At 74.2% G+C, this 25,992-nt stretch carries 19 protein-coding genes; 11 read left to right on the forward strand and 8 right to left on the reverse strand.

Annotated features, from left to right (window positions below):
• Positions 1 to 166 precede the first annotated feature (166 nt).
• From CLV63_RS14595 to CLV63_RS14610, 5 genes are all read left to right on the forward strand, one after another.
• Positions 167 to 2,269: a hypothetical protein gene (locus CLV63_RS14595; protein WP_106583606.1), complete on the forward strand. Its 2,103-nt coding sequence runs from the start codon at positions 167 to 169 to the stop codon at positions 2,267 to 2,269.
• Positions 2,266 to 2,406, forward strand: coding sequence for a hypothetical protein (locus CLV63_RS33570; RefSeq protein WP_170134226.1), 141 nt, complete (start codon positions 2,266 to 2,268; stop codon positions 2,404 to 2,406). Before CLV63_RS14595 ends, CLV63_RS33570 begins: the two co-directional genes overlap by 4 nt.
• A 298-nt stretch (positions 2,407 to 2,704) precedes the next feature.
• Positions 2,705 to 4,075, forward strand: a complete 1,371-nt coding sequence (locus tag CLV63_RS14600; RefSeq protein ID WP_106583551.1) for a glycosyltransferase family 4 protein — start codon at positions 2,705 to 2,707, stop codon at positions 4,073 to 4,075.
• Positions 4,072 to 8,823 carry an alpha-(1->3)-arabinofuranosyltransferase gene (locus CLV63_RS14605; RefSeq protein WP_170134227.1) on the forward strand — a complete coding sequence of 1,584 codons (4,752 nt, stop codon included), beginning with the start codon at positions 4,072 to 4,074 and terminating at the stop codon, positions 8,821 to 8,823. Before CLV63_RS14600 ends, CLV63_RS14605 begins: the two co-directional genes overlap by 4 nt.
• Complete coding sequence (locus tag CLV63_RS14610) at positions 8,820 to 9,890, forward strand: DUF3068 domain-containing protein (protein WP_245928819.1); 1,071 nt, start codon at positions 8,820 to 8,822, stop codon at positions 9,888 to 9,890. Before CLV63_RS14605 ends, CLV63_RS14610 begins: the two co-directional genes overlap by 4 nt.
• A 395-nt stretch (positions 9,891 to 10,285) precedes the next feature.
• Here the strand turns inward: CLV63_RS14610 and CLV63_RS14615 are convergent, their stop codons facing one another.
• Together CLV63_RS14615 and CLV63_RS14620 are read right to left on the reverse strand one after the other, a co-directional pair.
• Entirely contained in the window at positions 10,286 to 11,032 is a 747-nt protein-coding gene (locus CLV63_RS14615; protein WP_106583552.1) for a class I SAM-dependent methyltransferase, read from the reverse strand.
• Positions 11,033 to 11,156: 124 nt separating this feature from the next.
• Positions 11,157 to 11,897 (reverse strand): class I SAM-dependent methyltransferase, encoded by a 741-nt coding sequence (locus tag CLV63_RS14620; protein ID WP_106583553.1) that lies wholly within the window; start codon positions 11,895 to 11,897, stop codon positions 11,157 to 11,159.
• A 180-nt stretch (positions 11,898 to 12,077) separates the two neighbouring features.
• On the opposite strand from CLV63_RS14620, the gene CLV63_RS14625 reads away from it, so the two are divergent.
• Positions 12,078 to 14,189: a hypothetical protein gene (locus CLV63_RS14625; protein WP_211301308.1), complete on the forward strand. Its 2,112-nt coding sequence runs from the start codon at positions 12,078 to 12,080 to the stop codon at positions 14,187 to 14,189.
• Positions 14,190 to 14,209: 20 nt separating this feature from the next.
• Here CLV63_RS14625 and CLV63_RS14630 read toward each other — a convergent pair whose 3' ends face one another.
• Complete coding sequence (locus tag CLV63_RS14630; protein WP_245928820.1) at positions 14,210 to 15,517, reverse strand: acyltransferase family protein; 1,308 nt, start codon at positions 15,515 to 15,517, stop codon at positions 14,210 to 14,212.
• A gap of 186 nt (positions 15,518 to 15,703) precedes the next feature.
• Between CLV63_RS14630 and CLV63_RS14635 the strand changes: the two genes are divergently transcribed.
• The 4 genes from CLV63_RS14635 (at position 15,704) to CLV63_RS14650 (ending at position 19,904) form a co-directional block, all read left to right on the forward strand.
• Entirely contained in the window at positions 15,704 to 16,630 is a 927-nt protein-coding gene (locus CLV63_RS14635) for a DUF3068 domain-containing protein (protein ID WP_106583554.1), read from the forward strand.
• A gap of 26 nt (positions 16,631 to 16,656) precedes the next feature.
• Positions 16,657 to 17,601, forward strand: a complete 945-nt coding sequence (locus tag CLV63_RS14640; RefSeq protein ID WP_106583555.1) for a decaprenyl-phosphate phosphoribosyltransferase — start codon at positions 16,657 to 16,659, stop codon at positions 17,599 to 17,601.
• Between the two features lie 68 nt (positions 17,602 to 17,669).
• The gene (locus CLV63_RS14645; RefSeq protein ID WP_211301309.1) at positions 17,670 to 19,019 is read left to right on the forward strand and encodes an FAD-binding oxidoreductase; all 1,350 of its coding nucleotides are present in this window, start codon (positions 17,670 to 17,672) and stop codon (positions 19,017 to 19,019) included.
• Positions 19,020 to 19,133: 114 nt separating this feature from the next.
• Complete coding sequence (locus tag CLV63_RS14650; protein ID WP_106583557.1) at positions 19,134 to 19,904, forward strand: decaprenylphospho-beta-D-erythro-pentofuranosid-2-ulose 2-reductase; 771 nt, start codon at positions 19,134 to 19,136, stop codon at positions 19,902 to 19,904.
• A 32-nt stretch (positions 19,905 to 19,936) separates the two neighbouring features.
• Here the strand turns inward: CLV63_RS14650 and CLV63_RS14655 are convergent, their stop codons facing one another.
• From CLV63_RS14655 to CLV63_RS14670, 4 genes are read right to left on the reverse strand one after another with little or no spacing between them, the layout of a single operon-like run.
• Positions 19,937 to 20,560, reverse strand: a complete 624-nt coding sequence (locus CLV63_RS14655; protein WP_106583558.1) for a GTP-binding protein — start codon at positions 20,558 to 20,560, stop codon at positions 19,937 to 19,939.
• Positions 20,541 to 20,912: a DUF742 domain-containing protein gene (locus CLV63_RS14660; RefSeq protein ID WP_106583559.1), complete on the reverse strand. Its 372-nt coding sequence runs from the start codon at positions 20,910 to 20,912 to the stop codon at positions 20,541 to 20,543. The genes CLV63_RS14655 and CLV63_RS14660 overlap by 20 nt, the downstream gene beginning before the upstream one ends.
• A gap of 11 nt (positions 20,913 to 20,923) precedes the next feature.
• Positions 20,924 to 21,358 carry a roadblock/LC7 domain-containing protein gene (locus tag CLV63_RS14665; RefSeq protein ID WP_106583560.1) on the reverse strand — a complete coding sequence of 145 codons (435 nt, stop codon included), beginning with the start codon at positions 21,356 to 21,358 and terminating at the stop codon, positions 20,924 to 20,926.
• The gene (locus tag CLV63_RS14670) at positions 21,355 to 23,715 is read right to left on the reverse strand and encodes a sensor histidine kinase (RefSeq protein WP_106583561.1); all 2,361 of its coding nucleotides are present in this window, start codon (positions 23,713 to 23,715) and stop codon (positions 21,355 to 21,357) included. The genes CLV63_RS14665 and CLV63_RS14670 overlap by 4 nt, the downstream gene beginning before the upstream one ends.
• 341 nt (positions 23,716 to 24,056) lie before the next feature.
• Here CLV63_RS14670 and CLV63_RS14675 point away from each other — a divergent pair, with 341 nt between their 5' ends.
• Positions 24,057 to 25,142 (forward strand): VanZ family protein, encoded by a 1,086-nt coding sequence (locus CLV63_RS14675; protein WP_342751409.1) that lies wholly within the window; start codon positions 24,057 to 24,059, stop codon positions 25,140 to 25,142.
• A gap of 45 nt (positions 25,143 to 25,187) precedes the next feature.
• Here the strand turns inward: CLV63_RS14675 and CLV63_RS14680 are convergent, their stop codons facing one another.
• On the reverse strand, positions 25,188 to 25,583 hold the full coding sequence (locus tag CLV63_RS14680; RefSeq protein WP_106583563.1) for a DUF3592 domain-containing protein: 396 nt from the start codon (positions 25,581 to 25,583) through the stop codon (positions 25,188 to 25,190).
• Positions 25,584 to 25,992 lie beyond the last annotated feature (409 nt).

A 25,992-nucleotide genomic window follows, 5' to 3' on the forward strand; every position in this document is an offset into this window, starting at 1 on the left:
GGAGTCGAGCAGCGGAGTACTGAGGAGCGCTGGGGCGTGCCGATGGTCCCGGTCGATGAGTGGGTCGATCGGGTCCCCGAACCGCCGGGCAGGTGGTGGCGCGCAGTTCGATCGGGGTGCCGAGCGGGTGCCGCACGGACGTGGCGAGGGAGCGGAGGTGGAGCGGATGGCCGCCGTCGGTGGCGAGGCGGGGAGCGGGGCTGCGGGCAGGGGCGCCGCTCTGCGGCGGTGGGGTGTCCGGCTGGTGCCCGCGCTGGTCTCGGTCGCGTTGGGCGTGCTGGCGCTGGGCCCGGTGCTCGGGCCGGGGTTCGCGCTGCGTTACGACATGGTGTTCGTCCCCGATCCGCCGTTGTCCGCGGCGTCTCTCGGCGGCGGGTCGGGGTTCGCCCGCGCTGTGCCGAGCGACGCGGTGGTCGCCGCGCTCGCGACCGTGCTGCCCGCTGACGCGGTGCAGGCGATCGCGTTGCTGTCCGTCTTTGTCGTGGGGGGAACGGGGGCCGCGCGTCTGGTGCCAGGGGGCGGGTGGGCGCCGCGGAGCGCGGCCGCCGTCCTCTACGTCTGGAACCCGTTCGTCGCCGAGCGGCTGCTGCTGGGGCAGTGGGCGATGCTGCTCGGGTACGCCGGGCTGCCATGGGTGCTCGCCGCGGTGGTCCGGCTCGGGCGGGCGCGCGGCGTGCCCCGCCTGGTCGTGGCGCTGATCCCGGCCGCTGTGGGCGGCTTCTCCTCGGTGGTGCTCTCGGCGCTGGTGGCGGGGCCCGCTGCGGTGGTGCGGCGCGGGGCGGGGCGGCTGCGCGCGCTGGGGTGGACGGTGTGCGCGCTCGTGCTGGTGAGCCTGCCGTGGCTGATCCCTTCGCTCTCCAGCGGCGCCCGGACCGATCCGGCCGCGGTGGAGTTGTTCGCGGCGCGTGCCGATGGCCCGTTCGGTGCGGCGGGGTCGCTGCTGGTCCTCGGCGGGGTGTGGAACGCGCAGGCGGTACCCGAGTGGTACGGGGTGCCGGTGTTCGCGGCGTGCAGGGTGGTCCTCGCTGTCGCCGCGGTGGCGGGGTGGGTGTGGTTGGCGCGCGGCGGCGTGCGGTCGGCGCCGGTGTTCTGGCCGGGGTTGTCGGTCGCCGCGGCGCTGGGGCTGGGGGTGGCGCTGCTCGGGACGGTCGAACCGGGCCGGGAGCTGCTCCGGGCGCTGATCGGGTGGTGGCCGGGGTTCGGGCCGCTGCGCGACGGCCAGTTGTTCGTGGCGCCGCTGGCGCTGCTCCAGGCGGCGGGGCTGGGCGGCGCGGTGGCGTGGGTGCTGCGGAGTGTGCGCCGCGGGGCGGGCGGCACGGCGCATGGCGGGGCGGGGGCTCCGGGGGAACCCCTTTCTTCAAGTAAAGCCGAGTCGGGTACCGCGCCGCCATTCGGATCTTCCGGGGTGTGGACGGCGCTTCGCCTGGGCGGGGGCCGCGCGTCCGGGGCGGCCGTTGCGACGGGGGCGGTCGCGGTGGCCGTCCTGCTGCTGGCGCCGGTGGCGCTGCTGCCGGGGCTTGCCTGGGGGGCGGCCGGCCGCCTCGCGCCGGTGGACTACCCGTCGGAATGGCGCGCCGTGCGGAACCTGGTCGACGGGGATCCCCGGCCGGGTGCGCTGGTGTCGCTGCCGTGGAGCGCCTACCGGGGGCTCGACTGGGGGGGCGGTGGACGTACTGTCGTGGTACTCGACCCGGCGGTGAAGTCGTTCGACCGCAGAGTGGTGTGGAACGACGACCTCCGGGTCGCCGTCGGCGGGCGGGTGCGCACGGTCGACGGCGAGGACCCCCTCGCGCGCGCCGTGGCCCCCGCGGTGGCGGGCGGCTGGCCGCTGCGCGCCGACCCTTCGGCGGCGCGGCGTTTGGGCGCAGCGGGCGTGCGCTACGTCCTCGTCGACCGCGCTGCGGCCCGCGCGGCGCTCGGCGCCGACGGCCCCGGGACGCCCGGCGCGTCCCCGGGTACCTCCTCGGACGCCTCCGGGGGCGCCGGAGGAGGCACAGGAGGAGCTGCCGGAGACGCCGACAAGAACACGTTCTTCATTTCGCGGGGCGACGCCCAGGTGGTGCACAAAGGGGCCCGGTTCGTGCTGCTCCGCCTGCCCGATGACCATGTCCAGGCGAGGGTTGAGCGACTTTCGGGGTTGGAAGTTACCGGCTGGTTCGTTACAGTTGTGGCAATTCTCTGGTCAATGGTTGTATCAGGTTCTAATCTCGTTCCCGTGCGTCCCGTCCGGAGCACCGGGATGGGTACGTGGAAGGAGAACCGCAAGTGATCAAGATTCTTGCCGCATCGGTCATCGGCGCGGCGCTGGCCGGTGGGCTGACCTTCGGCATCACCACCTGGTCCACCAATGCCTCTGCCGATGCGGAGCCGGTGAACGAGTCCCTTTACAACTACGGCGACCGCTGACCCGGGCCGGCCCCGCGTCCCCCGTTCGCGGGTGCCGGTCGGGTCGCGCCGGGCGCGAACCCTCTCGGTCTTCGCAGGTACGACCCCTGCGGCCCTCCTGAACCACCGGTTCCGGGCCCGGCCCATGCGTCGTCTGCCGCCGCCTTCAGCGGACCTCTCCGCCGACGGCGCCTCTGGCGTCCCCACCCACTGATCACACGCCCCTTATTCCGGGCCCGGTTTCCCCTGGCCCCGCCGCCGGGGTCCCTTTCCCGCGGCGCGGTGCCGCCGGGCCGCGCGGGCGGAACAAGGAGTACACGTGGTCTTCCAGCAGACCCCCCTCTCGGAGCAGCGGGATTCCGCCGGCCCACCGCCGCCGCGGCTCGCGCCGGCCACCGATAGCCCGACCACCGATAACCCGGCGGTCGACGGTCCGGTCGGCGCCGACCCGGGACCCCGCCTCGACGGTGTCCGCATCGCCGTCATCAACTGGCGCGACCCGTGGCAGGCCGCAGCGGGCGGCGCCGAGGAGTACGCCTGGCAGATCAGCCGGCACCTCGTGGGGAGGGGCGCGCTGGTCACGTTCGTCACGAGCCGGGAGCCCGGGCAGGCCCGCCACGAGACCCGCGACGGCGTCATCTTCCGCCGCATGGGGGGCAAGTTCAGCGTGTACCCGCTGGTGGCGCTCTGGCTGCTGCTGTGGCGGCGCGAATTCCAGGTGGCGCTCGACTGTATGAACGGCATCCCGTTCTTCTCGCGGCTGGTGCTGCCGCGCGCCACCCGGGTGGTCAGCGTCGTGCACCATGTGCACGACCTCCAGTTCAACGCGTATTTCAACCGGCCCATGGCGTGGTTCGGCCGGTTCGTCGAGAGCCGCGTCGCCTCGTTCGTGTACCGCCATTGCACGACGGTCACGGTGTCGGAGTCGTCCCGCCGCGCCATGCGCGAGAAGCTCGGCTGGCGCGGGCCCATCACCGTGGTGCACAACGGCAGCCCGCAGGCCGAGCCGGTGCCGCCGCCCGGTGACCCGTCGGAGCTGGGCGCCCCCGCCGTTGTCAGCCTGGGCCGCCTCGTGGTGCAGAAGCGCGTCACGCGGGTGGTCGACCTCGCCGTCGACCTCCGCGACTCCTGGCCGGGGCTGCGGGTGCACGTCGTGGGCCGGGGCCCGGAGAGTGTGCCGCTGGAGGAGCAGATCCGCCGGCACTGGTTGGCCGATCGCGTCGTTCTGCACGGATTTCTGCCGGAGGACGCCAAGAATGCGGTCCTCGCCGGTTCGTTGCTGCACGTCACCGCCTCGGAGTTCGAGGGGTGGGGGTTGACCGTCATCGAAGCGGCCGCCATGGGGGTGCCGACCGTCGCCTACGATGTCGATGGCCTGCGCGATTCCGTGCGCGACGGCGAGACCGGGTGGTTGGTGCGCGACGGCGAGGAGCTGTCGGCCGTGGTCCGCCGCGCGCTCACCGAGCTTCGCGATCCGGCGCGGGCCGACGAGGTCCGCCGCGCCTGCCGGGCGTGGGCCGCCCGTTTCACCTGGAAGTGCAGTGGAGCCGCGATGACCGGGCTGGTAGCAGCCGAGATCGGCGCCGTGCCGAGCACTGGAGCCGTGTCCGCCGCGGCCTTCGCCCCGGCCCGCGGCCCTACTTTCGACACGGCTCCCGACCCGTCCGGAGAGGGCGGGGCGCCCGCGTGACGGCTGCCCCCGCTGCCGAGCCGGGCCCCGCGCGTTCCCGGCGTCCCACCCCGCTGCGACCCGACGAGTCCCTGCTGCGCCGGCTGAAGTTGTTCGGGGTCTGCCTGCTGCTCAGCGCGGTCGCGCTCAGCATGGACCCGGGCAAGATCGTCGGCGACACCAAGATCGACCTGACGATCGACCCGACGGGGTTCCTGCGGCGGGCGCTGCACCTGTGGGACGGCGCCTACTTCGGCCAGTTGCAGAACCAGGCGTACGGCTACCTCTTCCCCAACGGCCCGTTCCACGCCCTGCTCATCGGCATGGACATGCCTCCGTGGCTGGTCCAGCGCCTGTGGATGGCGGTGCTGCTGTGCGCGGCGTTCCTCGGCACGGTGCGGCTCGCCCGGGTGCTGGGCATCGGCACCCTCAACACCCGCATCCTCGCCGGGCTGGCGTACGCGCTCGCGCCGCGCGTGCTCACCCTGCTGTCGTACAACTCGGCCGAGTTGCAGCCGATGCTGCTGCTGCCGTGGATCGTGATCCCGCTGGCGCTGGGCGCCCGGCACGGCCGCAGCCCCATGCGCATGGCGATGCTGTCGGCGGTGGCGTTCCTGTTCTGCGGCGGCACCAACGCGGCGTCGGAGCTTGCGGTGCTGGTGGTGCCCGGCCTGTACCTGCTGACCCGGTCGGGGGGTCCGCGCAAGCGGCGGCTGCTCGCGTGGTGGCTGTTCGCGATCTTCCTGGTGTCGTTCTGGTGGCTGGTCCCGCTGCTGCTCATGGGCCGCTACGTGTTCTCGTTCATGCCGTACACCGAGGACGCCGCCACGACGACGAGCGTGACGTCGCTGCTCAACGCCTTGCGCGGCACGTCGAACTGGATGGGCTACATCCCGTCGAACGGGCAGGCGGCGCTGCCGGCCGGGGCGGAGCTCTCCGGGGAGCCGTGGCTGATCGCCGTCACCGCGCTGGTGGCGGGGTTGGGCCTGGCCGGTCTGGTGCACCGGATGATGCCGGAGCGGCTGTTCCTGATCGCGTCACTGCTCACCGGCACCGCCATTGTGGTGGCGGGGTACACCGGCGACCTCACGGGCCCGTTCGCGCCGGCCATGCAGGCGGCGTTCGACGGTGTGCTGAGCCCGTTCCGAAACGTGCACAAGTTCGACGCGCTGATCCGGCTGCCGGTGGTGCTCGGCCTGGCGCACATCCCCATCGCGGTGGCGGCGCGGGCGGCCAGGCACCCCTACCGCCTGCCGGGCGGGCGGACCGCCGGCCCGGGCCGGGCCCGGCGCATCGCGGCGGGCGCGTGCGCCGTGGCGTTCCTCGCGACGCTGACACCCATGGCCGACGTCGGGGTCGCGACCCGCGGCGGGTTCGAGCGCATGCCGAAGTACTGGCACGACGCGGCGGCATGGCTCGACCAGGAGGCGGGCGGGTCGGGCAGCGGGTCGGGCGGCGGAATGACGATGGCGGTGCCGGGGTCGGCGCGCGGCGAGTACCTGTGGGGCCGCCCCATGGACGAGCCGATGCAGCCGTTGATGTCGGGCCGGTGGAGCAACCAGCAGATCATCCCGTGGGGGTCGGCGGGGGTGTCGCGGCTGACCCAGGAGATCGACCAGCGGGTGTCGTCGGGGCGGGGCTCCGCCGGGCTCGCCGACACGCTCGCCCGCATGGGGGTCACCCACCTGCTGGTCCGCAACGATCTGGACCGCACGGGCGCCAACGGCGGCTGGCCTGCGCGGGTGCATCAGGCGCTGCGCGACTCGCCGGGCATCACACCGGAGCGCAGTTTCGGCCCGGTCGTGGGGTCGCTCGAACGGACGTCGGCGGCGTCCTGGTTCGACCAGCCGTACAAGGCCCTGGACGTCTACACGGTGCGCGGAGCGGCGCCGGTCGTGGGGACCGTCCCGAAGGACGGGGCGCTGCGGGTCACGGGCGGCCCCGAGGCGCTGCTGGCAATGTCGGAACAGGGCATGCTGCCCGACGACCGCCCCGTTCTGCTGGGCGACGACCCCGGCGCGGCCGACATCGCGCCGGAGGACACCGTGGTGACCGACACGTCGCGCCGCCGCGAGGTCGTCTACTCGGACGTGCGCCGCAACGTCACCAACACGCTCACCGCCGATGAGGAGCTGGAGCGCGACGCACCGGCGCCCGACATCATGGACCCGGCGTGGGAGCCCTACACGGGCGTCGCGGTGAACCGCGGGGTCGAGTCGGTGACCGCGTCGTCGTCGGAGGCCGGCGCCGACGCCTCACCGGGCAAGCGCGACCCCGGCCGGGCCCCGTTCGCGGCGCTCGACGACGCGCCGGGCACGTCGTGGCGGTCCAGCGAGTTCGCGGGCGCCCTCGGCGAATGGCTGCGGGTCGAGTTCGCCGAACCGCGCGACGTCAGCGGGCTGATGGTCGCGTTCGAGCAGATCCCGGGGGAGCCGCCGCCGTCGCGGGTCGATGTGGTCACCGACCGCGGTTCGGCGTCGTCGCCGGTCGCCGCGACGGGTGAACCCCAGGAGCTCGCCGCGCCGCCGGGTACGACCAAGAGCCTGAAGGTCCGGGTGGACGAGCTCGCCTACGAGCCCGAGTACCGGTTCGGGACCCGGGTCGGCATCACGGGGCTCACCCTGCCGGGCCTGGACCCGTCGCGCACGATCGCCGTGCCGGGGGTGCCGGGGGCGTCGACAACGGTCCTCACCGGTTCGACGGGCACCGTTCCGGGATGCATGCGCGGCCCCAAGGTGTGGGTGTGCAACCCGTCGCTGGCGGTGCAGGGCGAGGACTCCTACACCTTCGACCGGACGTTCGAGATGACCGGCGGCGCCGCGAAGGGCCGCCACACCGTCCGCGGGCAGGTCGTCGCGACCGACCCCGGCGCGGTGGAGAACGCGCTGAACAGGGCAGGCGGCTACCCCAAGGTCAACTCGTCGTCGACGTCGGTGGACCACCCGGCGGCGATGGGCCGCAACGCGTTCGACGCCGACGGCGCCACGATCTGGTACCCCGACCCGGCGGAGGACACCCCGTCGCTGGACGTCGACTTCGGCAAGCGCACCCGCATCAACGGGGTGAAGGTGGAGTTCCCGCGGCCGGAGAGCGTGAGCCGGCCCGTGAAGGTGACGGCGGAGAGCGGATCGACGGTGCGGGAGGGCTGGCTCGACGGGAGCGGCTGGGTGGGGTTCGCCCCGTTCAACGCCAAGGAGGTCACGCTCACCTTCGACCCGCCGGAGGGCCAGCCGCTGGAGGTCCGCAGGATCGAGGTGCCCGACGTCGAGCCGCTGGAGCCCGTCGAGGGCGGCGCGGTGCGCAGCGCCTGCGGGCTGGGCCCGGTGCTGCGGGTCAACGGCGAACGGGTCGAGACCCGGATCTCCGGCGGTTCCCTGGCCGGCGAGCTGAACGGGCGCCCGCTGACCTACGAGAGCTGCACGGGTGTGGGCCTGCGCGACGGCGACAACCGGCTCGTCGTGGACTCCGGCAACCAGTACCAGGTGCGTTCGGCGGTGGTCGAGCCGATGAGCGGGGGCGCCGCGGGCACCGGGGGTGCAGGGAAGGCCGGGGGCGCTGACGAGCGCGACGAGCGCGACGGGCGCGACGAGGTCGCCATGGAGCGGGTCGCCACCATGGACGAGTGGGGGCCGGGGCAGCGGCGGTTCTCCGTGTCGGTCGAGGACGCGTCCTACCTGGTGGTCAACGAGAACTTCAATGAGGGGTGGGCCGCCGAGTTGGCGGACGGCGACGGCGGCGGCACCGCGCTGAAACCGGTCCGGTTGGACGGGTGGAAGCAGGCGTGGGAGCTGCCGGCCGGGTCGGCGGGCACGGTCACGTTGCGCTACACCCCCGATGGCCCGTACCGCGCCGCGCTGGCGGTCGGCGCGGGCATGGTCGGGCTGGTACTCGCCTTGGCGTTCGCCCGATGGCCGCGGCGCCGCGGCACGGGCAGCAAGGTCGGCAAGAACAGCAAGGTCGGCAAGAACAGCAAGGTCGGCAAGAACAGCAAGGTCGGCAAGAACAGCAAGGTCGGCAAGAACAGCAAGGACGGCAAGAACAGCAAGGACGGCAAGAACAGCAAGGACAGCAGGGACAGCACGGGCAGCAAGATCGTCAAGGGCAGCAGCGACAGCAGCGACAGCACGAACAGCACGGTCGACACCGATAGCACGGGCGGCGAGGTCCGCACCGGCAGCACGGACGGCGACGGCGGCCCGCGGTGGTCCGCCGCGCGTTCACTGCCGTCGGTGCGCGCGGGCCGTCCGGGGCCGCGGGTGATGGCGGCCGTGCTGCCGGTGGTGTCGGTGGCCTACGGGGTGTGGGTCGCGGGGGCGGTGGGCGCCGCTGTCCTCGGCGGCGCCGTGCTCGCCGCGTGGTGGTTGGGCCGCCGCCCGCCGAAGCGGCTGCGCCACGCACGGGCGGGCCGCCCGGTGCTGGGCGGGCCGCGCACCAGGATCCTGGTGGGGCCGTGGACGGCCCTGATCGCCATGACCGCCGCGGGGCTGTCCCTCGCCGTCGGCAGCTACTTCGCGACCTACCTGCCGTTCAACGACATCAGCGGCGTGCTCGCCGAGCCGTTGCGGGGCTGGGTCGCACAGGTGCTGTGCCTGCCCGCTCTGGCGCGGGTCCTGGCGTCGCTGCGGTCCGCCGCGACACCGGGGGAGCCGGAACCGCCCGCGGCCGCCGGAGCGGATGGCGCCGCCGCGGCCGCCGAACCGGAGGGGGTGCCGGCCGGCGACGGGCCGGTCGGCGGCCGGACCGCCGACGGCCGCGAGGTGACCGCGTGAGCGGCGCGGCGGGCGGGCGCTCGCTGCTGCGCCGCAACCTCGCGCCGGTCCTGGTGGCGCTGGGCGCGTTCCTGCTGACGCTCGCGGTGCTGCTGAACACCTACGTGTACGGGACGCTCGCCATGCTGCCGGGCGACACCGAGGCGGAGTGGCGCCTGGAGGACGAGTCGGCGACCTACCTCGACACGGCCACGTGGCGCACCGCGAAGAAGGCCGCTGTCGCGCAGCGCACCGAGGTGCGGGGGTCCACGGCCCCCGGCAACAGCAGGTGGAGCACATGGGAGGTGTCGGTCGACACGGTCGCGGCCGACCGGATGATCGGGCACATGGACCGGCGGGTCATCGTCGACCGTTCCACCGGCCTGGCGGTGAACTGCTGCGGTGAGCACGTCGACGGCGACCGGGCGGTACGCCAGGCCGGCCTGGTCCGGCAGTGGCCGGCGGGCGGGTCGGCCGGCGACCACCCGTTCTACGACGCCGATCTGCGCGCGGCGCCGATGATGCGTTTCGACGGGACGGAGAACGTCGCCGGGGTGTCCGCTCGCCGCTATGTGCAAGAGGTCGCGGCGACCCAGGTCCCCGGCTCGGCCCGCGCTGTGCCGGCGCACGCGCTCGGCGGCCGCGGCAACGGGACGGTGCAGGCGACACGCTGGCTGGAGGTGACGCGGACGCTGTGGGTGGAGCCGGTCACCGGGCGGGTGGTGAACGCCGAGGAGCAGCGCACGGAGACGCTGCGCGCCGAGGGCGGCCGGGGCCGCGACCGGGTGCTGCTCGACGCCGACCTGGCGATGCCCGACTTCCAGGTGAAGGCCGCCGCGGAGCAGGCCGAGTCGCACGCCCTGCGGCTCCGGCTCACCGGGTCCTGGCTTCCCATGGGGCTGGGCGGACTGGGTGGCGCCGTGGCGCTCGCGGGCCTCGCGGTCGCGTTCGCGCGCCGCGGGCGGGGGCAGGGCAGGGAAGGCAGGGAGGGCCGGGAGAGCCAGGAGGGCCCTTCCACACAGAGCGGACGGGACGCCGCGCCCGCCGCCGAACCCGTGGCGGAATCGCCGGAGCAGCAGCCGGGATAGCCGCCAGAGCGGCAGGACCGGCAGCGGGAAATCCCGTCGGCGGCCGGGGCAGGGCGGTCGAGTGGCGGGTTCGTTTCGGCCGTCGCGGGCCCCCGCTGCGCGACAATCGCGAAGCGGCGCAGTAGGGGCGTGCGCAGGCTCCCCGGCAGCCTTGCCAATGTTGCCGTTACCCACCCGTGCCGTGAGCGCCCGCGTCTGGTGGTGTGCGGGCCTGTCTGCTCATTCGCCGCGGGGATCTGGTCCGTCATTCGACAGCACGGAGATCGGCGGGGCGCGTGTGGTCTCGGCCGGGGCCGGAGATGTCGTTGGTTGCAGGGTACGTTCGGTTGGCTGCCGGTTAGCCTGCGCAGCAGCGACGGCCGAAGCGCGCCCGAGGGTGCCGTACCTGGTCCTGGTCAGCGTTTGCGCAGGACGAGGAGCAGGTTCCAGGTGGCGAACTCGCGGAGGACGGGGACGTGCACGACGCCCTTCGCCCAGGACGGGAGGTAGCGGGGGAGCACGTCGACGATCTCGACGTCGGAGTGGGCGAGGACGCGGGTGCGCGTCCACCGGATCATCTCGGCCGCCGACACGGCGAACATGCTGCGGCCGAAGTCGTTCTTGGGGCGGCGGCCGTGCTTGGCCGCGAAGCGCTCGGCGGCGTATCGGCCGCCGAGGAAGTGCCACGGCGACGTCTCATGGCCGCCCCACGGGGACAGCCACAGCGTGTAGGACAGGTAGACGAGCCCGCCCGGGCGGGTCACCCTGACCATTTCGGCCGCCATCCGCGCGGGGACCGGCACGTGCTCAAGGACGTTGGAGGAGAAGCACACGTCGACCGATGCGTCGCGCAGGGGCAGCGCCAGCGCGCTGCCCTGGATCGCCGTGTCGGGCAGGGCGCCGTCGCGCAGCCGCAGTTCGGCGGTGTCGGGGTCGACGCACACGCAGTGCGCGCCCGCGGCCCGCAGTTCGTCGGCGAAGTAGCCGGGCCCGCCGCCGACGTCGGCGACGACGCGGCCGTCGAGCGGCGTGTAGGTGCGCAGTTGGGCGACGGTGTCGCGGGCGAGGGTGCCGTAGAAGTGGTCGGGCCGGGTCTGCTCGGAGCGGAACGCGGCGAACAGGCCGGCGGAGCGGCGCAGTGTGGCGCGGAACGGGGCCGTCATCGGGGCTCCACTGTGGGCGCGGGGCGGCGGTGGTGCCGCCGGTGGAACGATCCGGTCATCGGGCTGCCCCGGCGGGCACGAGGCTGCTGGTGGTGCGGCTGGTGCCGCTGGTGGGACCGGGGCGTCATCGGGGCTCACCTGCGGAGACGAAGTAGCGGAGGTGCCGCCAGTGGTCGCCGCTCCAGTACTCGTCGGCGGCCGCGACCTCGGCGCCGTGGTGGCCGAGGAACGCGCGCATGGTCTCGGGCGGCAGGGTGTGCATCCGCATCGGCGCCGGGTAGCGCAGGATCGCGCGCTGCGCGAGCCGGATCACCGGCCACGGCGCGTAGCGGAACGCCAGGCCCTTGAGGGTGCGGCGCTCGCCCGAGGGCATGCCCAGCACCAGGGCGCCGCCGGGCCGGACCACGCGCAGGAACTCGCGCAGGTAGCCGCGTGCCAGTGCCGGCGGGAGGTGTTGCAGCACGAGGTCGCAGTAGACCAGGTCGACGGAGTGGTCGGGGAGGTCGGCGAGGTCGGTGGTGTCGTTGTGGCGGAAGTCGATGCGGCCTCCGCTGCGGTCGAGGCGGCGCGCCTCGGCGAGCATGGGCGCGGAGATGTCGACCGCGACGACGGTGTCGAAGTGCGCGGCGAGCGCGTTGGACAGCCGTCCGGCGCCGCAGCCGAAGTCGAGGGCGCGTTCGGCGCCGTGCCCGATGCCGAGTTCGGCGAGCCGGCGCATCGACGCGTCGACGTCGGCCGCGCCGGAGGCGAGGAACTCGTCGTCGTCCCACCCGCCGTCGCGTTTGGCGGGGTCGACGCAGACGGCCCAGAGGGGCGCGGCGGAGCCGAGCCGGGTCCAGTCCTTGCGCACTTCGTCGAGTCCCACCGGCGCTCTCCCTGCACCGAGCCGCACCCGGACACCCGGGTGGACTCTGTTCTCGTTCTAATATGTCTGCTGCTATGGACCAGCGGCGACAATCGCAGCAGTATGTGGAACGCGTTGTATTCTGACACCTCTTCGCTTGGCGGCGCCAACCGGTCCGGCCGACCCCCGGAAGTGAGCGGCATGCCCGAGTCCGACGAATCCACGGCGCGCGGCGGCGCCGGTACCGAGGCACCCGAGGAGCCCGCTGCCCCCTCTGTCCCCGAGGGGCAGGCGGAGCGGCCGGTGCTGCCGCCGGTTCGCGAGTGGTGGTCCATCGGGGCGCGCGATTCGCTGATCCTGCTGGGCGCGGTCCTGGTGATCGGCTCCCTGGCGCTGAAGGTGTACGCGCTGCGCCAGGCGTACTTCGTCGAGGACGACTTCCTGTTCGTCGGCAACGCGGCGTCGACGACCCTCACCTTCGGGTACCTGACCGACCTGCACAAGGGCCACCTGATGCCGGGCGCGCTGCTGCTCGCCTACGCGCAGACGGCCGTGTCGCCGTACAACTGGCCGTTGACGGCGGGGGTGATGCTGGCGTTCCAGGCGGCGTCGTCGGTCGCGATGTTCCGGCTGCTGTGGGTGGTGTTCGGGCGGCGCTGGTTCATCCTCACCCCGCTGGTCGTGTACGTGTTCGCGCCGCTGACCCTGCCGGTGCTGACGTGGTGGTCGGCGGCGCTGAACGCCGTCCCGTTCCAGCTCGCCATCGTCCTCGCGCTGCTGTGGACGGTGCACTACCTGCGGACGGCCGATCCGCGGTACGCGTGGTGGGCGGCCGGCGCGGTGGTGTTCGGCATGGCGTTCTCGGTCAAGGCGATGTTCCTGCCGCCGCTGCTTTTCGTCGTCGCGGCGGCGTTCTTCACCCCGGGGCGGCTGCCGCGCTCGCTGTGGCGCGCGTTCGACGCCAACCGCGGGTATTGGCTGGGCATGGCGGCGCTCACGGTGGGGCACCTGCTGCTGTACCTGGCCAAGCAGGAGAGCGCCGAGGGGGAGGGCGCCGGGGTCCCCAAGGCGGGTGTCGCCTGGGACATGAGCCGGCGGCTGCTGGGTGAGACGTTCCCGGTCGGGGCAGCGGGCGGCCCGTTGCAGTGGGGACCGGTGACCCCCGCCGGGGGGCTGCTCGACCCGGGCGCGGTGGTCCTGGCGGCCTCCTGGTCGGCCCTTGCGGTCGTGGTGCTGCTCAGTGTGGCGTTCCGGCGCAGGGGCTGGCGCGCGTGGGCGCTCCTCGCGGGGTATGTGGTGTGCGTGGACGTCGTGCCGACCCTCATCGCGCGCGGCCGCTACGAGGAGATGGTGGGCTACGACCCGCGCTATGTCGCCGACGCGGCGCTGGTGTTCGCGGTCTGCCTGGCGTTCGCGTTCATGGCGGCCGAGGGGGAGGAGCGCGAGGACGCGGACGGTTCGGTGTACCGCAGGCGCCCGCCCTTGGCCCGGGTCCGCGACCTGGCGGTGGTCGGCACCGCGGGGTTCCTCGCCGCGGCGGTGTACTCCGGGTACACCTACGCCGACACGCTCAGCGGCGACCGTGTGCGGTGGTACGTCGACACGGTGCGCACGTCGCTGCGCGCGGTTCCGGAGGAGGCCGGGATCTACCCGCGGCCGGTTCCGGGCGACATCGTGCTGCCGTGGAACGGGCCGCGGCGGCTCAGTTCGCACCTCCTGGCCCCGCTCGCGGGGGAGGGGGTGCGCGGCCGCATCGAGAACCCGCGCCCGTCCGACTACCCGATGGTGTTCAACGACGCCGGGTTCCTGGTGGGGGCGAAACCGGGGCCGGGCAGCGCGTTCTTCGGCCCGCCCGAGGGCGAGAAGTGCATCGCGACGTTCGGCGGCACCGCCAAGTGGGAGATCGAGTCGCTGGGCGGGCCCAGCCTGGTCGTCGGCATCGCCTACAAGGCGAAGGAGGAGACCAAGGCGACCATCGTGGTCGGCGACGCGTGGGTGCCCGTCACCCTGCCCGCTGCGCCCAAGGGCGGGACCTGGTATGTCCCCGTCGAGGGCGCCGGGACCCAGTTGCTGCTCACCACCGAGGAGAACGCGGTGTGCATGAACTGGGTGACGCACGGCGAGCTGGTCCCCGCGACCGAGGGCAACCCGTGGGAAGAGGGCGAGGACGGCAAGGGCGACGAGGACGGCGACGGCGGCAAGGGCGAGAAGGCCGGTAAGGACGGCAAGGACGGCAAGAGCGAGAACGGCAAGAGCGGGGACGGCGGAGAGGACGAGGACGCCGAGGGGCAGGGCGACGACGGCGCGGACTGAGGCCGCTGCGCCGGCACGGCTCAGGCCGGGCGGCGCGGCGCGGGTTTGCGCGGGGTCCGCGGCACGGCCCGCGCCCAGCGGCGGACGGGTTCCTCGACGAACCGGTGGGTGAGCGTGGCGAGGACGACGGTCCCCGCGGTCACGGGTCCGATGTCGAACCAGAAGGACCCGGTGAAGATCTCCTGGCCGGTGAAGCCGCGCCACAGGTACAGCACGACGAACTGCCACAGGAAGATCCCGTAGGAGATGCGGCCGAGGAAGCGGCTGACCGGGTGGGCGAGCAGCGCGGCGAGCCAGGTGCCGTCGGCGAGCCGCTCGGCCGCGGGGCGCCGCACGGCCGGGGCCTGGTCGGGCGGCGGCAGGAACGCCACGGGCGCGATGACGAAGAACGCGAACAGCAGGGAGGTCGCGGCGTCGGCGAGGGCGATCCAGTAGCCGTCGACGCCCACGAACCGCGGCCCGGTGACGGGCGTGGACGCCACCACGTACACGACGGCGGCCAGCCCCCAGGACAGTCCCGGCGACTGCGCCAGCGTGCGGCTGAGGCGCCGCGCGGGGCCGTCGGCGCCGGGTTCGCGGTGCGCCCACTCGGTGAGTACCGCGATCGCCATGCCGACGGCGAACATGCCCAGGGTGCGCGGCAGCCAGGCGTGCATGTAGGGGCGCGGGTCGGGATAGAACTGGAGCAGCAGGGCCGCGGCGCCCGCGGCGGCGATGAGCGCCGTGCCGGTGAGGAGCCGCCGGGCGCGGGCGTCGGCGCCGCCGCCCGCGCGGGCGGCGAACCGGGTGAGCAGCCACGCGATCAGGGGCAGGGCGGCGTAGAAGCTCACCTCCACCGAGAGGCTCCACATCTGGCCGAGGCCGTAGGGGCCGGTCCCGGCGAACCACGGGTCGGTGTTGAAGGTGTAGGTGAGGGTGAACACCTCGATCCAGTGGCGGATGCCGAACCCGTCGTTCCACAGCAGCATGGCGGTGAGCGCGACCAGCCAGTAGGCGGGGAGGACGCGCAGGCCGCGCCGCCACAGGTAGGAGCGGACGCTGGGCCCCGGTGTTCCGTCGATGGCGGCGCGCGCCCACGGCCGGTACAGCAGCAGCCCCGACAGGGCGAAGAACAGGGGTACGCCCATCTCGCCGCGCGAGAGCAGCGCGCCGATGGCGCCGTCGGCGAGTGCCGCCCCGGTCTCGATCGCCACGTGGAACACCAGGACCATGAGCGCTGCGAGGGCCCGGATGCCGTCGAGCGCCTGCTGGTGCCCGCTGACCTGCGGCAGGGTGCGCGCGGGGTCGGCGGGCGGTGTGGGGTCGGGTGGCGGTGCGGGTGGGGTCACAGGGCCGGCCTTCTCACGTGCGGGGGCTGGCGCGGTGCGCGCTCTGGCGCATCCCGCGGTTGGGCACCAGACTAGAACCTGTTATAAAAATTCAGACACGCCCTGGTGACGTAGCACACGGGGCCAACTACGATACCTCAAACTGAACCGGGTTCCAGATCCGGACCGCTACCCCCTGGAGGGCTCATGCGCCGAACCGTTGCAGTCGTCTGCATCGCGCTCGGGGTCTTCTGCATTGCTTTGGCCCCCTTGCTGCGGTATTGGGTCGCCCCGACCTTTATGAAGACCCCGTTGGACTACTACTCCACGCTCGTGAACCGGACCGACGACGCCACCTATTTCAGCGCGAAGGACCTCGAACAGATCGACAACGCCGAGGTCGAGGCCACCACCACGCTGCGCGCCGACGTCGCGGCCAGCAACGACGACGTCGTGGTGTTCGACGGCTTCACCTGGGTCAAGGACGTCGGCACCGACTTCGCGTTCCTGTCCACGTCGCGCCGCATCGCCCACGACCGGGAGAACGGGCTGGCCGTCGACTGCTGCGACAACTCGATCAACGAGAAGTCGGTGAACCCGAGCGGGCAGGCGTTCAAGTGGCCGTTCCTGGTGGAGAAGAAGGACTACGAGTTCTTCGACCCCACGATCGCCGACAGCAGCACCATCGAGTTCGAGGGCGAGGAGGAGGTCAAGGGCGTCCCGACGTACAAGTTCGTGCAGCGGATCGAACCCACCAAGATCGGTGAGCGCACCCTCCCCAAGAAGCTGCTCGAACTGAAGGGCAAGGGCGACGTCGAGGCCGACGAGATGTACTCGATCACGCGCACCTACTGGGTGGAGCCGACCACCGGTGTCGGCGTCGACCTGATCGAGGACCAGCACCGCGCGGCCGTCGTCGACGGCGAGGAGCGGCTCATCCTCTTCGACGGGGAGATGCGCTTCGACGAGAAGACCGTCAGCCAGCAGTTGAAGACCGCGTCGCAGAGCAGCCGGCTCACCCTGGCCCGGACGACCGGCCCGATCATCCTGCTGGGTGTGGGGGTCGTGCTGTTCGCCGGCGGTGTGATCCTGACCTTCGTCGGTGCGTCGCGTTCGCGCGGGCGCAGGGGCTGAGCGGGTCGGAGTCCGGTGCACCCGTGATGGGCGACCTCGGTTCGCGTCCCGCGCGCGCGGGAGCCCCGCCGCGGGACGCACGGCAGCGCCGCGGACCGGGTGTGCGCGCCCGGGCCGCGGCGCTGCTGCGCGCCTGCCGCCCCAAGCAGTGGGTGAAGAACCTGCTGGTCTTCGCCGCGCCGGGCGCTGCGGGGCGGTTGGACGACCCCGCGGTGTTCGGCTGGACGGCCGTCGTGTTCGTGCTGTTCTGTGTCGCGGCGAGCGGCACGTACCTGCTGAACGACGTCCGCGACGCCGAGGAGGACCGCCGCCACGAGCGGAAGCGGCGCCGCCCGGTGGCGTCGGGGGCGCTGTCGCCCCGGTTCGCCGCTGTGGCGGGGGCGGTGCTGGTGGTCGCCGCCCCGCTGGCGGTGCTGCCGACGGGCCGGCTGCCGCTGTTCGTGGTGCTGGTGGGCTACCTGCTCCTCACCGGCGCGTACACGCTGTGGCTGAAGGACATCGCGGTGTGCGACATCGTCGCGGTGGCGGGCTGCCACGTGCTGCGCGCCCTCGCGGGGGGCGTCGCCATCGGGGTGCCGTTCACGAGCTGGTTCCTGATCGTGGTGTTGCTGGCGGCGCTGCTGGTGGTCGCGGGCAAGCGTGAAGCGGAGCTGCGCAACCCCGGCAGCGGCGGGGGGCGCGCCACCCTCGCCCGGTACTCGGTGCGCTACCTCGCCCAGGTGCGCACCATGGCGGCCGGGGCGATGATCGTCACGTACTGCCTGTGGGCGCTGGAGAACCACACCGGCCCCGAGCTCGGCTTCCACGCGGCGAGTATCGTGCCGTTCATCATGTTCGTGCTGCGCCACCACCTGCTGGTCGACCGCGGGCAGGGCGAGGAGCCCGAGGAGATCGCGCTGCGCGACCGCCCCCTCCAGGTCTCCCTGCTCGGCCTGGTGGTCCTGGTGGGGCTCGGCATCTACGTCGGCTGAGCCGCCGCGCCCGCCGCCGCCCCCCGGGGCCGCGGCCCACCGACCCGTCGAAAGGCCGCCCCGTGCGCATGGAACGCCGACTGCTCACCGGCTGGGGCCGCACGGCCCCCACGCTCGCCACCGTCGCCCGGCCCCGCACCGCTGAGGAGGCGGCGCTGCTGCTGCGCCAGGCGGGGGAGCGCGGCGCGATCGCGCGAGGGCTGGGCCGGTCCTACGGCGACGCGGCGCAGAGCGCGGGCGGCATCGTCATCGACTGCGCCGACCTCGCACCGGGGTTCCGGCTCGACCCGGCCGCGGCCACCGTCACCGCCGCGGCGGGCACCAGCCTCGCCGAGCTGATGCGCGCGCTGCTGCCCCGCGGCTACTTCGTCCCGGTCACCCCGGGCACCAGGAACGTCACCGTGGGGGGCGCCATCGGGGCGGACATCCACGGCAAGAACCACCACGCCGACTCCTCCTTCGGGGCGCACGTCAGGTCGCTGCGGATCGTCACCCCCGGCGGCGGCCTGCGCACCGTCGGGCCCGACCGCGACCCCGACCTGTTCTGGGCGACGGTGGGCGGCATGGGGCTCACCGGTGTCATCACCGAGGCGACGTTCGGCGTCGTACCGGTGTCGACCGCGCGGATGCGGGTCGACACCGACCGCACGCCCGACCTGGACGCGACGCTGGACCTGATGAGCACCACCGACCACCGGTACCGGCACACGGTGTGCTGGGTCGACCTGCTCGCCCGCGGCGCGTCGCTGGGGCGCGGCGTCCTCACCCGCGCGCACCACGCCGAGGTGGCGGACCTGCCCCGGTCGGCGCGCAGGGACCCGCTGCGCTACGCCCCCGCCGGGCGGGCTGCGGCGCCGCCGTGGGCGCCGCCGCACCTGCTGAACCGGTGGAGTGTGCGCGCGTTCAACGCCGCCTACTACGCGAAGGCGCCGCGTGCGCGCCGGGGCGAGATCCAGGGCGCCGCGTCGTTCTTCCACCCGCTCGACGCGGTCGCGGGCTGGAACCGGCTGTACGGGCCGCGCGGGCTGGTGCAGTACCAGTTCGTGGTGCCGTTCGGCGAGGAGGACGCGCTGCGCCGCATCGTGGGGCGCCTCGCCGCCGAGGGCGCCGCGTCGTTCCTCGCGGTGCTGAAGCGGTTCGGCGCGGCGACCCCCGCGCCGCTGTCGTTCCCGATGCCGGGCTGGACCCTGGCCCTGGACCTGCCCGCCGAGCTGCCCGGCCTCGCGCGGCTGCTGAACGCCCTGGACGAGCAGGTGCTCGGCGCGGGCGGCCGCATCTACCTGGCGAAGGACAGCAGGGCTGCCGCTGACGCCGTGCACGCCATGTACCCGCGGCTGGCGGAGTGGCACGCGGTGCGCACCCGCGCCGACCCGGCCGGCGTCCTCACCTCCGACCTGTCGCGCCGGCTCATGCTCTGACGGCGCGCCGCCCCCGCGCCCGCCCGGGCGCGGGGGCGCGTAGGATCCAGCGACCGCGCGGCAGATCCGCGCCGCCCGCCCGCGGCGGGCCGAACCGGAAGGAACGATCCCACCATGCGCAACGCCGTCGGCGCCGTGCACACCGTGCTGCTGCTCGGCGGGCGGAGCGAGATCGGGGCCGCCATCGTGCGGCGGCTGGTCCGCGACGGCGCCCGCTCCGTCGTGCTCGCCGCCCGCGACCCGGAGAACTCCCTGGCGCTGCGCTCCACGGTGCGCGCGCTGCGCGAGGCCGGCGCCACGGAGGTGGCCGCCATCGGCTTCGACGCGGCCGACCCGGCGTCGCACGCGGCGACGGTCGCCGAGGCGGTGGCGCGCGTGGGCGACCTCGACGTCGTCGTCGACGCGTTCGGGGTGCTCGGCGACCAGGCGGGCTACGACGCCGACCCGGTCGCGGCGGCGGAGTCGGTGACGGTGAACATGACGGGCCACGTGTCGGCGGGGCTCGCCGTCGCGGCGCGGCTGCGCGAGCAGGGGCACGGCACCCTGGTGGTGCTGTCCTCCACGGCGGGCGCGCGGGTGCGCCGGGCGAACTTCGTCTACGGCGCGGCAAAGGCCGGCCTCGACGGGTTCGCGCAAGGGCTGGGCGACTCCCTCGCGGGCAGCGGCGCCCGGGTGCTCATCGTCCGGCCCGGCTACGTGCGCACCCAGATGTCCGCGGGGGTCGACCCGGCCCCGTTCCCCGCCACCGCGCGGCAGGTCGCCGACGCGGTCGCCGAGGGCCTGCGCGTCGGCGCGTCGGTGGTGTGGGTGCCGCGCAAGCTGCGCTACCTCTTCGCGGGGCTGCGCGTGCTGCCGCGCGCGGTGTGGCGGCGGCTGCCGCGATAGGCGGGCGGGCAGCGAGCGCGGTGGCGGGCGGGTCAGGCGTCGCTGGGCAGCAGGGCCGTTTCGACCAGCGCGGTGAGGACGTCCTTCGCCGAGGCGCGTCGGCGGGCGTCGCACACCACCACGGGTGTCGCGGCGCCGACCCCGATGGCTTCGCGGACCTCCGCGGGGTCGTAGCGGGCGGCGCCCTCGAAGGCGTTGACGGCGACGACGAACGGCAGCCGGCCGCGCTCGCAGTAGTCGATGGCGGGGAAGCAGCCGTTGAGCCGCCGGGTGTCGGCGAGGATCACCACGCCGAGCGCGCCGCGCGCGAGCTCGTCCCACATGAACCGGAACCGCTCCTGGCCCGGCGCGCCGAACAGGTACAGCACGAGGTCGCCGCCGATGGTGATGCGGCCGAAGTCGAGCGCGACGGTCGTGGTGGTCTTGCCCTCGACACCGGAGAGGTCGTCGACGCCGAGGCTGACGTCGGTCATGACCTCGTCGGTGTCGAGCGCGTCCATCTCGCTGACGGCCCGGATCAGGGTGGACTTGCCGGTGCCGAACCCGCCCGCCACGACGATCTTGACGGCGGTGGGGACGGGGCCGGTCGGAACAGGGCCGGTGGGAACGGCACCGGACGGTTCGCGCCCGGGGACGTCAGAGCCGCTGGATGCCATGGATGACCGCCTGGAGGACGTCCCGGCCGACCGGGCTCTCGGTGATGGGGGCGCGTGCGAGCGCGTAGCCCCGCCCGATCAGGTCGCGGAGCAGGACCTTGACCACCCCGACGGGGATGTGGAGGTGCGCGGCGACCTCGGCGACGGACTTGGCGTCGCGGCACAGCGCGATGATCTCCACCTGCTCCGGTTCGAGCGTGGTCTCGTCGATCTCGGCGCGGGTGGAGACGATGATGCTGATCATGTCGAGGCGCACGGTGTCGAGGGAGCCGCGGCCGGTGGTGATGACGTAGGGGCGGACCAGGGGGTCGCCGTCGAGCGGTTCGGGGCCGGGCCCGTGCGGCTCGTGCATGCCGGGCCCCGTCACCGCGTCGGCCCGCCGCGCCGTTCGCCGGCACCGGGGCCGCGCGGCGCGGCGTCGAGGAACCGGCCGACCCTGGCGACCAGGACGTTCATCTCGTAGGCGACGAGCCCGGCGTCGGCCTCCTCCCCGGCGACGAGGGCGAGGCAGGCGCCGTCGCCCACACCGGTGACGAACAGGAACGCGTGCTCCATCTCCACGACGGTCTGGAGGACCCGGCCGCCGCCGAACCGCTGCCCGGTGCCGTGCGCCAGGCTGGACAGCGCCGAGGCGACGGCGGACAGGTGCTCGGCGTCGGCGGCGCGGAGGTCGCCGGAGCGCCCGGTGAGCAGGCCGTCGGAGGAGAGCACGATGGCGCAGCGGGCGCCGGCGGTGCGGTCGACGAGGTCGTCGAGCAGCCAGTCGAGGCCCTCGGGCGATGTCCGGGTGTCGGTCATAGGTCCTTCCCTGTGTCCTCCGGTGGCGGTGCGTCCTGCCTGCCGTCGGCGCGGCCCTCGCTGCTGCCCCGCTGGAACGCCGACATGCTGCGGCGCAGCCGGGTCGAGCGGCTCTCCCCGGTGTCGGCCACCGGGTCGTCGGGCGGCGCGGGCGCGGGCCGCGGTGCGGGGGGCGCCGAGTTCGGCGGTGCGGGGCGCGCCTTGGGTTTCCTGCGGGGGAGTTCGGAGTGGCCGCCGCTGCCGGGGTCGGGCGCTACGGCGGGGGCCGGGCCGGGCCGGGAGGTGCCGGGCCGGCGGCGCGGCAGCCCGCCGGTGGTGAGCGCCGGTTCGGCGGGCTGCCGCGGCGCCCCGGGCGGCGCCGCGACCCGGCCGGGACGGGGGGCGGCGGCTGCCGCGGCGCGAACGGCCCGGTTGGGCCCGGTGCGGGGCCCCGTGGCGTCGTTCGACACGATCTCGGGCGGCAGCAGGGCGACCGCCTGCACCCCGCCGAAGGGGGAGCGGCGCAGCGACACCTGGATGCTGTGGCGGCGGGCGAGCCGCGCCACGACGAACAGGCCGAGGCGGGACTTCTCGCTGACGCGCATGGCGTCGAACTCGGGCGGGTTCGCGAGCAGCGCGTTCGCCTCGGTGAACTCGTCGGGGGTCATGCCGAGGCCGCGGTCGGCGACCTCGATCGACACCCCGCCGAGGACCCGCTGCGCGCGCACGTGGACCAGGGTGTGCGGCGGGGAGAACGCGGCGGCGTTGTCGACCAGTTCGGCGACGAGGTGGATGACGCCGGCGACGGCGGGGCCGATGATGCCGCAGCGGGCGACCATGCCGCGTTCGACCCGCGTGTAGTCGCCGGATTCGGAGATGGCGCCGCGCACCACGTCGACGAGCGGCATGGGGCGCCGCCATGACCGGCCGGGGTTCTCGCCGCCCAGGACGAGCAGGTTCTCCGCGTTGCGGCGGGAGCGGGTGGCGAGGTGGTCGAGCGCGAACAGTTCGGCGAGCCGCTCGGGGTCCTCCTGGTCGCGTTCGAGGGCGTCGAGCATGCGGAGCTGGCGGTGCGCAAGGGTCTGGCTGCGGTGCGCGATGTTGACGAAGACCTTGTTGACGCCGTGGCGGAGTTCGGCCTGGCGGACCGCCGCCTGGACGGCGGTGCGCTGGGCGGCGTTGAACGCGCGCGCGACCTGGCCGATCTCGTCGTCGCTCGGGTTCAGGTGGGGGAGTTCGGCGTCGATGTCGACGTCCTCGTTGCGGCCGAGGCGCGCGATGATCCCCGGCAGCCGGTCGTCGGCGAGTTCGCGGGCGCGGGCGCCCATGTGGTCGAGCCGGGACACGAGGCGCCGCGACGACCGCATCGACAGCCAGATGGCGCCCCCGGCCACCGCGGCGACCCCGAGGCTGCCGGACAGCGCGAGCAGGATCGTGGTGCGGGCGTCGGCCGCCTGCACCGAACCGGCCCAGGTGGCCTGGTCGGCGCTGATCCCGGCGAGTTCGGACTGCACCGGGCCGTACGCCTGGTGCCAGTCCTGGCGGGTCATGGGCGGGGCGAGGTCGGCGTCCGGGCCGCTGCCGTATTCGCGGGTGACGATGTCGCGTTCGTACTCGCGGAGCCGCTGCCACGCGTCGGACTCTTCGAGCCGTTCGAGGCGCCGGCCCTGCTCGGGGCCGAGGTGTTCGCGGATGCGGGTGAGGGTGCCGCGGTAGTCGCCGATGTGCTGGGTGAAGCGCTGCTGGTCGTCCGGTGTGAGCGTGCCCGTGGAGAAGGACCGCGCGAGCCGGGCGTCGGCACGGGACAGGGTGTCGAGGGTGCGGAAGGCGTAGGCGGCGCTGAGCGCGGGGCCCACGGCCTTCTCGGAGGGGTAGGCGCGCGCCTGTTCGTCGAGCAGGTCGGCGCCCGCGCCGGCCAGGGAGTCGTAGAACGCGAGCGCTTCGGTGCGGTCGGCGTCGCCGGAGTCGATGCGGGCGCGGATGGAGTCGATGGCGCCGAAGCGGTCGGTGAGGTCGTCGAGGCGGCGGTGGACCGTCGCGGGGGCGTAGGGCAGCGCCCCTTCGGCGTTGGCGACGACCTCGTCGATGCGGGAGTCGGACCGTTCGCGGGCCGACGCCATCTCGCGGGCGTTGGACTCGGGGCGCGCCAGGTAGGAGATGGTCGCGGACCGCTCCTCCATGATGTCGCTGAGCGCGAAGGCCGCCGGGCCGAGGACCTTGTCGGCGCCCTGCGCCGCGGAGTGCTGCACGAGGGCGTTGGCGGCGAGGGAGCCGCTGACCACGAGCCAGAGGATGACGAACGCGGCGGTGGGCACCAGGACGGTGGTGCGCAGGCGGGACCGGAGGCTGCGGTCGGGCCGGTGGGCTGCTGGCTGCACTGCTCTCCTCGCGCCCGTGCGATGGCAGGCGGTGGTCGTCCCGGCGTGTGCGGGGGAGGGCGGGTGCTGAGGGGTCGCCGGTCGTCGCCGTTCGTCGGATCAGGGATCGGGTCGGGGAAGGCTGGAAAAGGGTGAACTCGGGGTGAATTCGGCCATCGGATCGTACCGTGCGGGATTTCGGCCCGGCCACAGGCCAGCGGCTCTTTTTCGGTAGACCGACCGGGTCCGGCCACACATGGGGACGGGTCGGGCGCGGACTTGCCGGTTTCCCGGTTTCGGCAGTGCTTTTGTCGTTACCCTTCCTGGACATGGGCGGGCTCATTGGAGGATCACCGGCGGCGGTGGCAGCGGTCGCGTACCCCGGCGTGGTGCTGGCGGTGCTGCTGGGCGGGGCCCTGTTCCTCGCCGGCCAGCACCGGCAGTACGGGCGCATCGGCGGGTGGCCGGGGCTGGTCACCACGGCGGTGTTGGCGTCCGGCTGCGGTGTCGCGGTGTACGCGGTGTGGCCGCTGCCCGGGAGCGTCGACGGGCTGTGCGCGATCACGGGCGGTGCGCCCATGGTCGCCGACCCGCTGGGCACCGTCACCCCGTTCACCGCCGCAGCGGCGGCGCACGCCGGCGCTGCGGCGGGGGTGTTCGTCCCGGTCGGGTTGCTCGCCCGCTACCGGTACCGCCGCGGGTGGGTCGCCACCGTGGTGCTGGGCGCCGTTGCGGCGCTGGCCGTCGAGGCGGTGCAGGCGACCGGTGTCGCCGGGCTGTACCCGTGCGCGTACCGGACGGCAGCGGTCGACGACGTCGTGCTGGGCGCCGCGGGTGCGCTGCTCGGCTGGGCGCTGGGGGTGGCGGCGACCCGGCTGCTGCCGCGCGGCTGGCCGGCCGCCGTCCCCGACCTGATGCCGCCCGCACTGTCGCGCCGGATCCTCGGGCACGCCGTGGACATGGGGCTGTGCTGGTTCGGTGCGACCGCCATCGCTGCGGTCGCCGCCGCGTCCCCCGCCGTCCCGTGGGTGGGGCCCGAGCAGCTGCGCCCGGTACTGCTGTGCGCGCTGGCGCTGTCGTTCGGCCTGGTCGTGCCGCTGCTGCGGGCCGACCGGTGTTCGCCGGGGCGCGCGTTCGTGCACCTGGCGCTGGGCGCCGCGCACGGCCCGGGCCCGGCGGGGCGGGTGCGGACGGCGGTCCGCTCGGTGGTGCTGTACGGGCCGGTCCTGGCGCTGGTGCTGCTGGACCTGGCGTGGTGGTCCCTGGCCGTCGCGGCGCTGCACGGCTGCTGCGTGGTGGTCCGCCGCGACCAGTCCGGGCTCGCCGACGTGCTGATCGGCACCCGGGTCACCACCCGCACGGCGGTGAGCGGCGGGCTGCCGCGCCGCATGGTCCGCTACGCCCCGCCGCGCGTCCCGGCCGCGGCGCGGAGCAACGGGGCGGAGTAAGCGGAGTGGAGTAACAGGGCGGAGTAACAGGCGGGGCGGGCGCCGCTACAGCCAGGCGAGGTAGCCGAGGAACGCGCCGATGAGGGCGAGGGCCGCGCCGAGGGCGAGGTACATTCCGTGCACCCAGTTGCTCAGCCACGGCGCTTCGACGACGCGGGCGGCCTCGGGCGAGTCGGGGTCGTAGGAGACGGTGACCTGGTCGCCGGCGCGGGCTGCGGCCCACCCGGCGTTGTTGTGCGCGGCCATGACCTCGCGGCCGTCGTCGGTGTGGAAGCGCACCATGATGCGGGCGGTGCTGCTGGTCTCGCGGTAGCCGACGATCTCCCCTTCGGCGCGCCGCCCGCGGCCGGTGAGCAGGACCCCCAGCCGCATCTCGTGGAACTGCCACGCCAGCAGGCCGAGGCCCACGGCGATCGGAATCAGCGGATAGAGCTGTGCCACCTGCGCCCCCCGAGTGTGAGTACTGCGGGCCCGCCCCGATCGGGCCGTCACGCAGCACTTTAGCGCGCGTGGCGGCCCGATCGGGGCGGGCGGACCGGGTCGGCGGGCGGGTGGGGCGCGGGGTGGAATCGGGGCCGGTGTCCCCCGCGAGGAGGATGCCGCTCCCCCCTGCGGACGGAGCGGCGCGGCGGAGAATACGCCGGAAGTCCGATGTGTGCGCCCGCGGTGTGCCTCTAGCGTTGTGTGCACGGTCGGGGAGGCACTTTACGGGGGTGCAGCGCCGACCGAGAGGGGTCTGGGCAGGGCGCGCTCCAGGCTCCGCACCACGGCGGGTCCGGCGTGCTTGCGAGCCGCCCGGACCCGCCGCCGTCCGCGGGGGCGCGGCCGGGACGCCGCCCGCACCCGGCGC

The sequence above is a fragment of the Murinocardiopsis flavida genome (assembly GCF_003014485.1).
GTDB classification, from domain to species: Bacteria; Actinomycetota; Actinomycetes; order Streptosporangiales; family Streptosporangiaceae; genus Murinocardiopsis; species Murinocardiopsis flavida.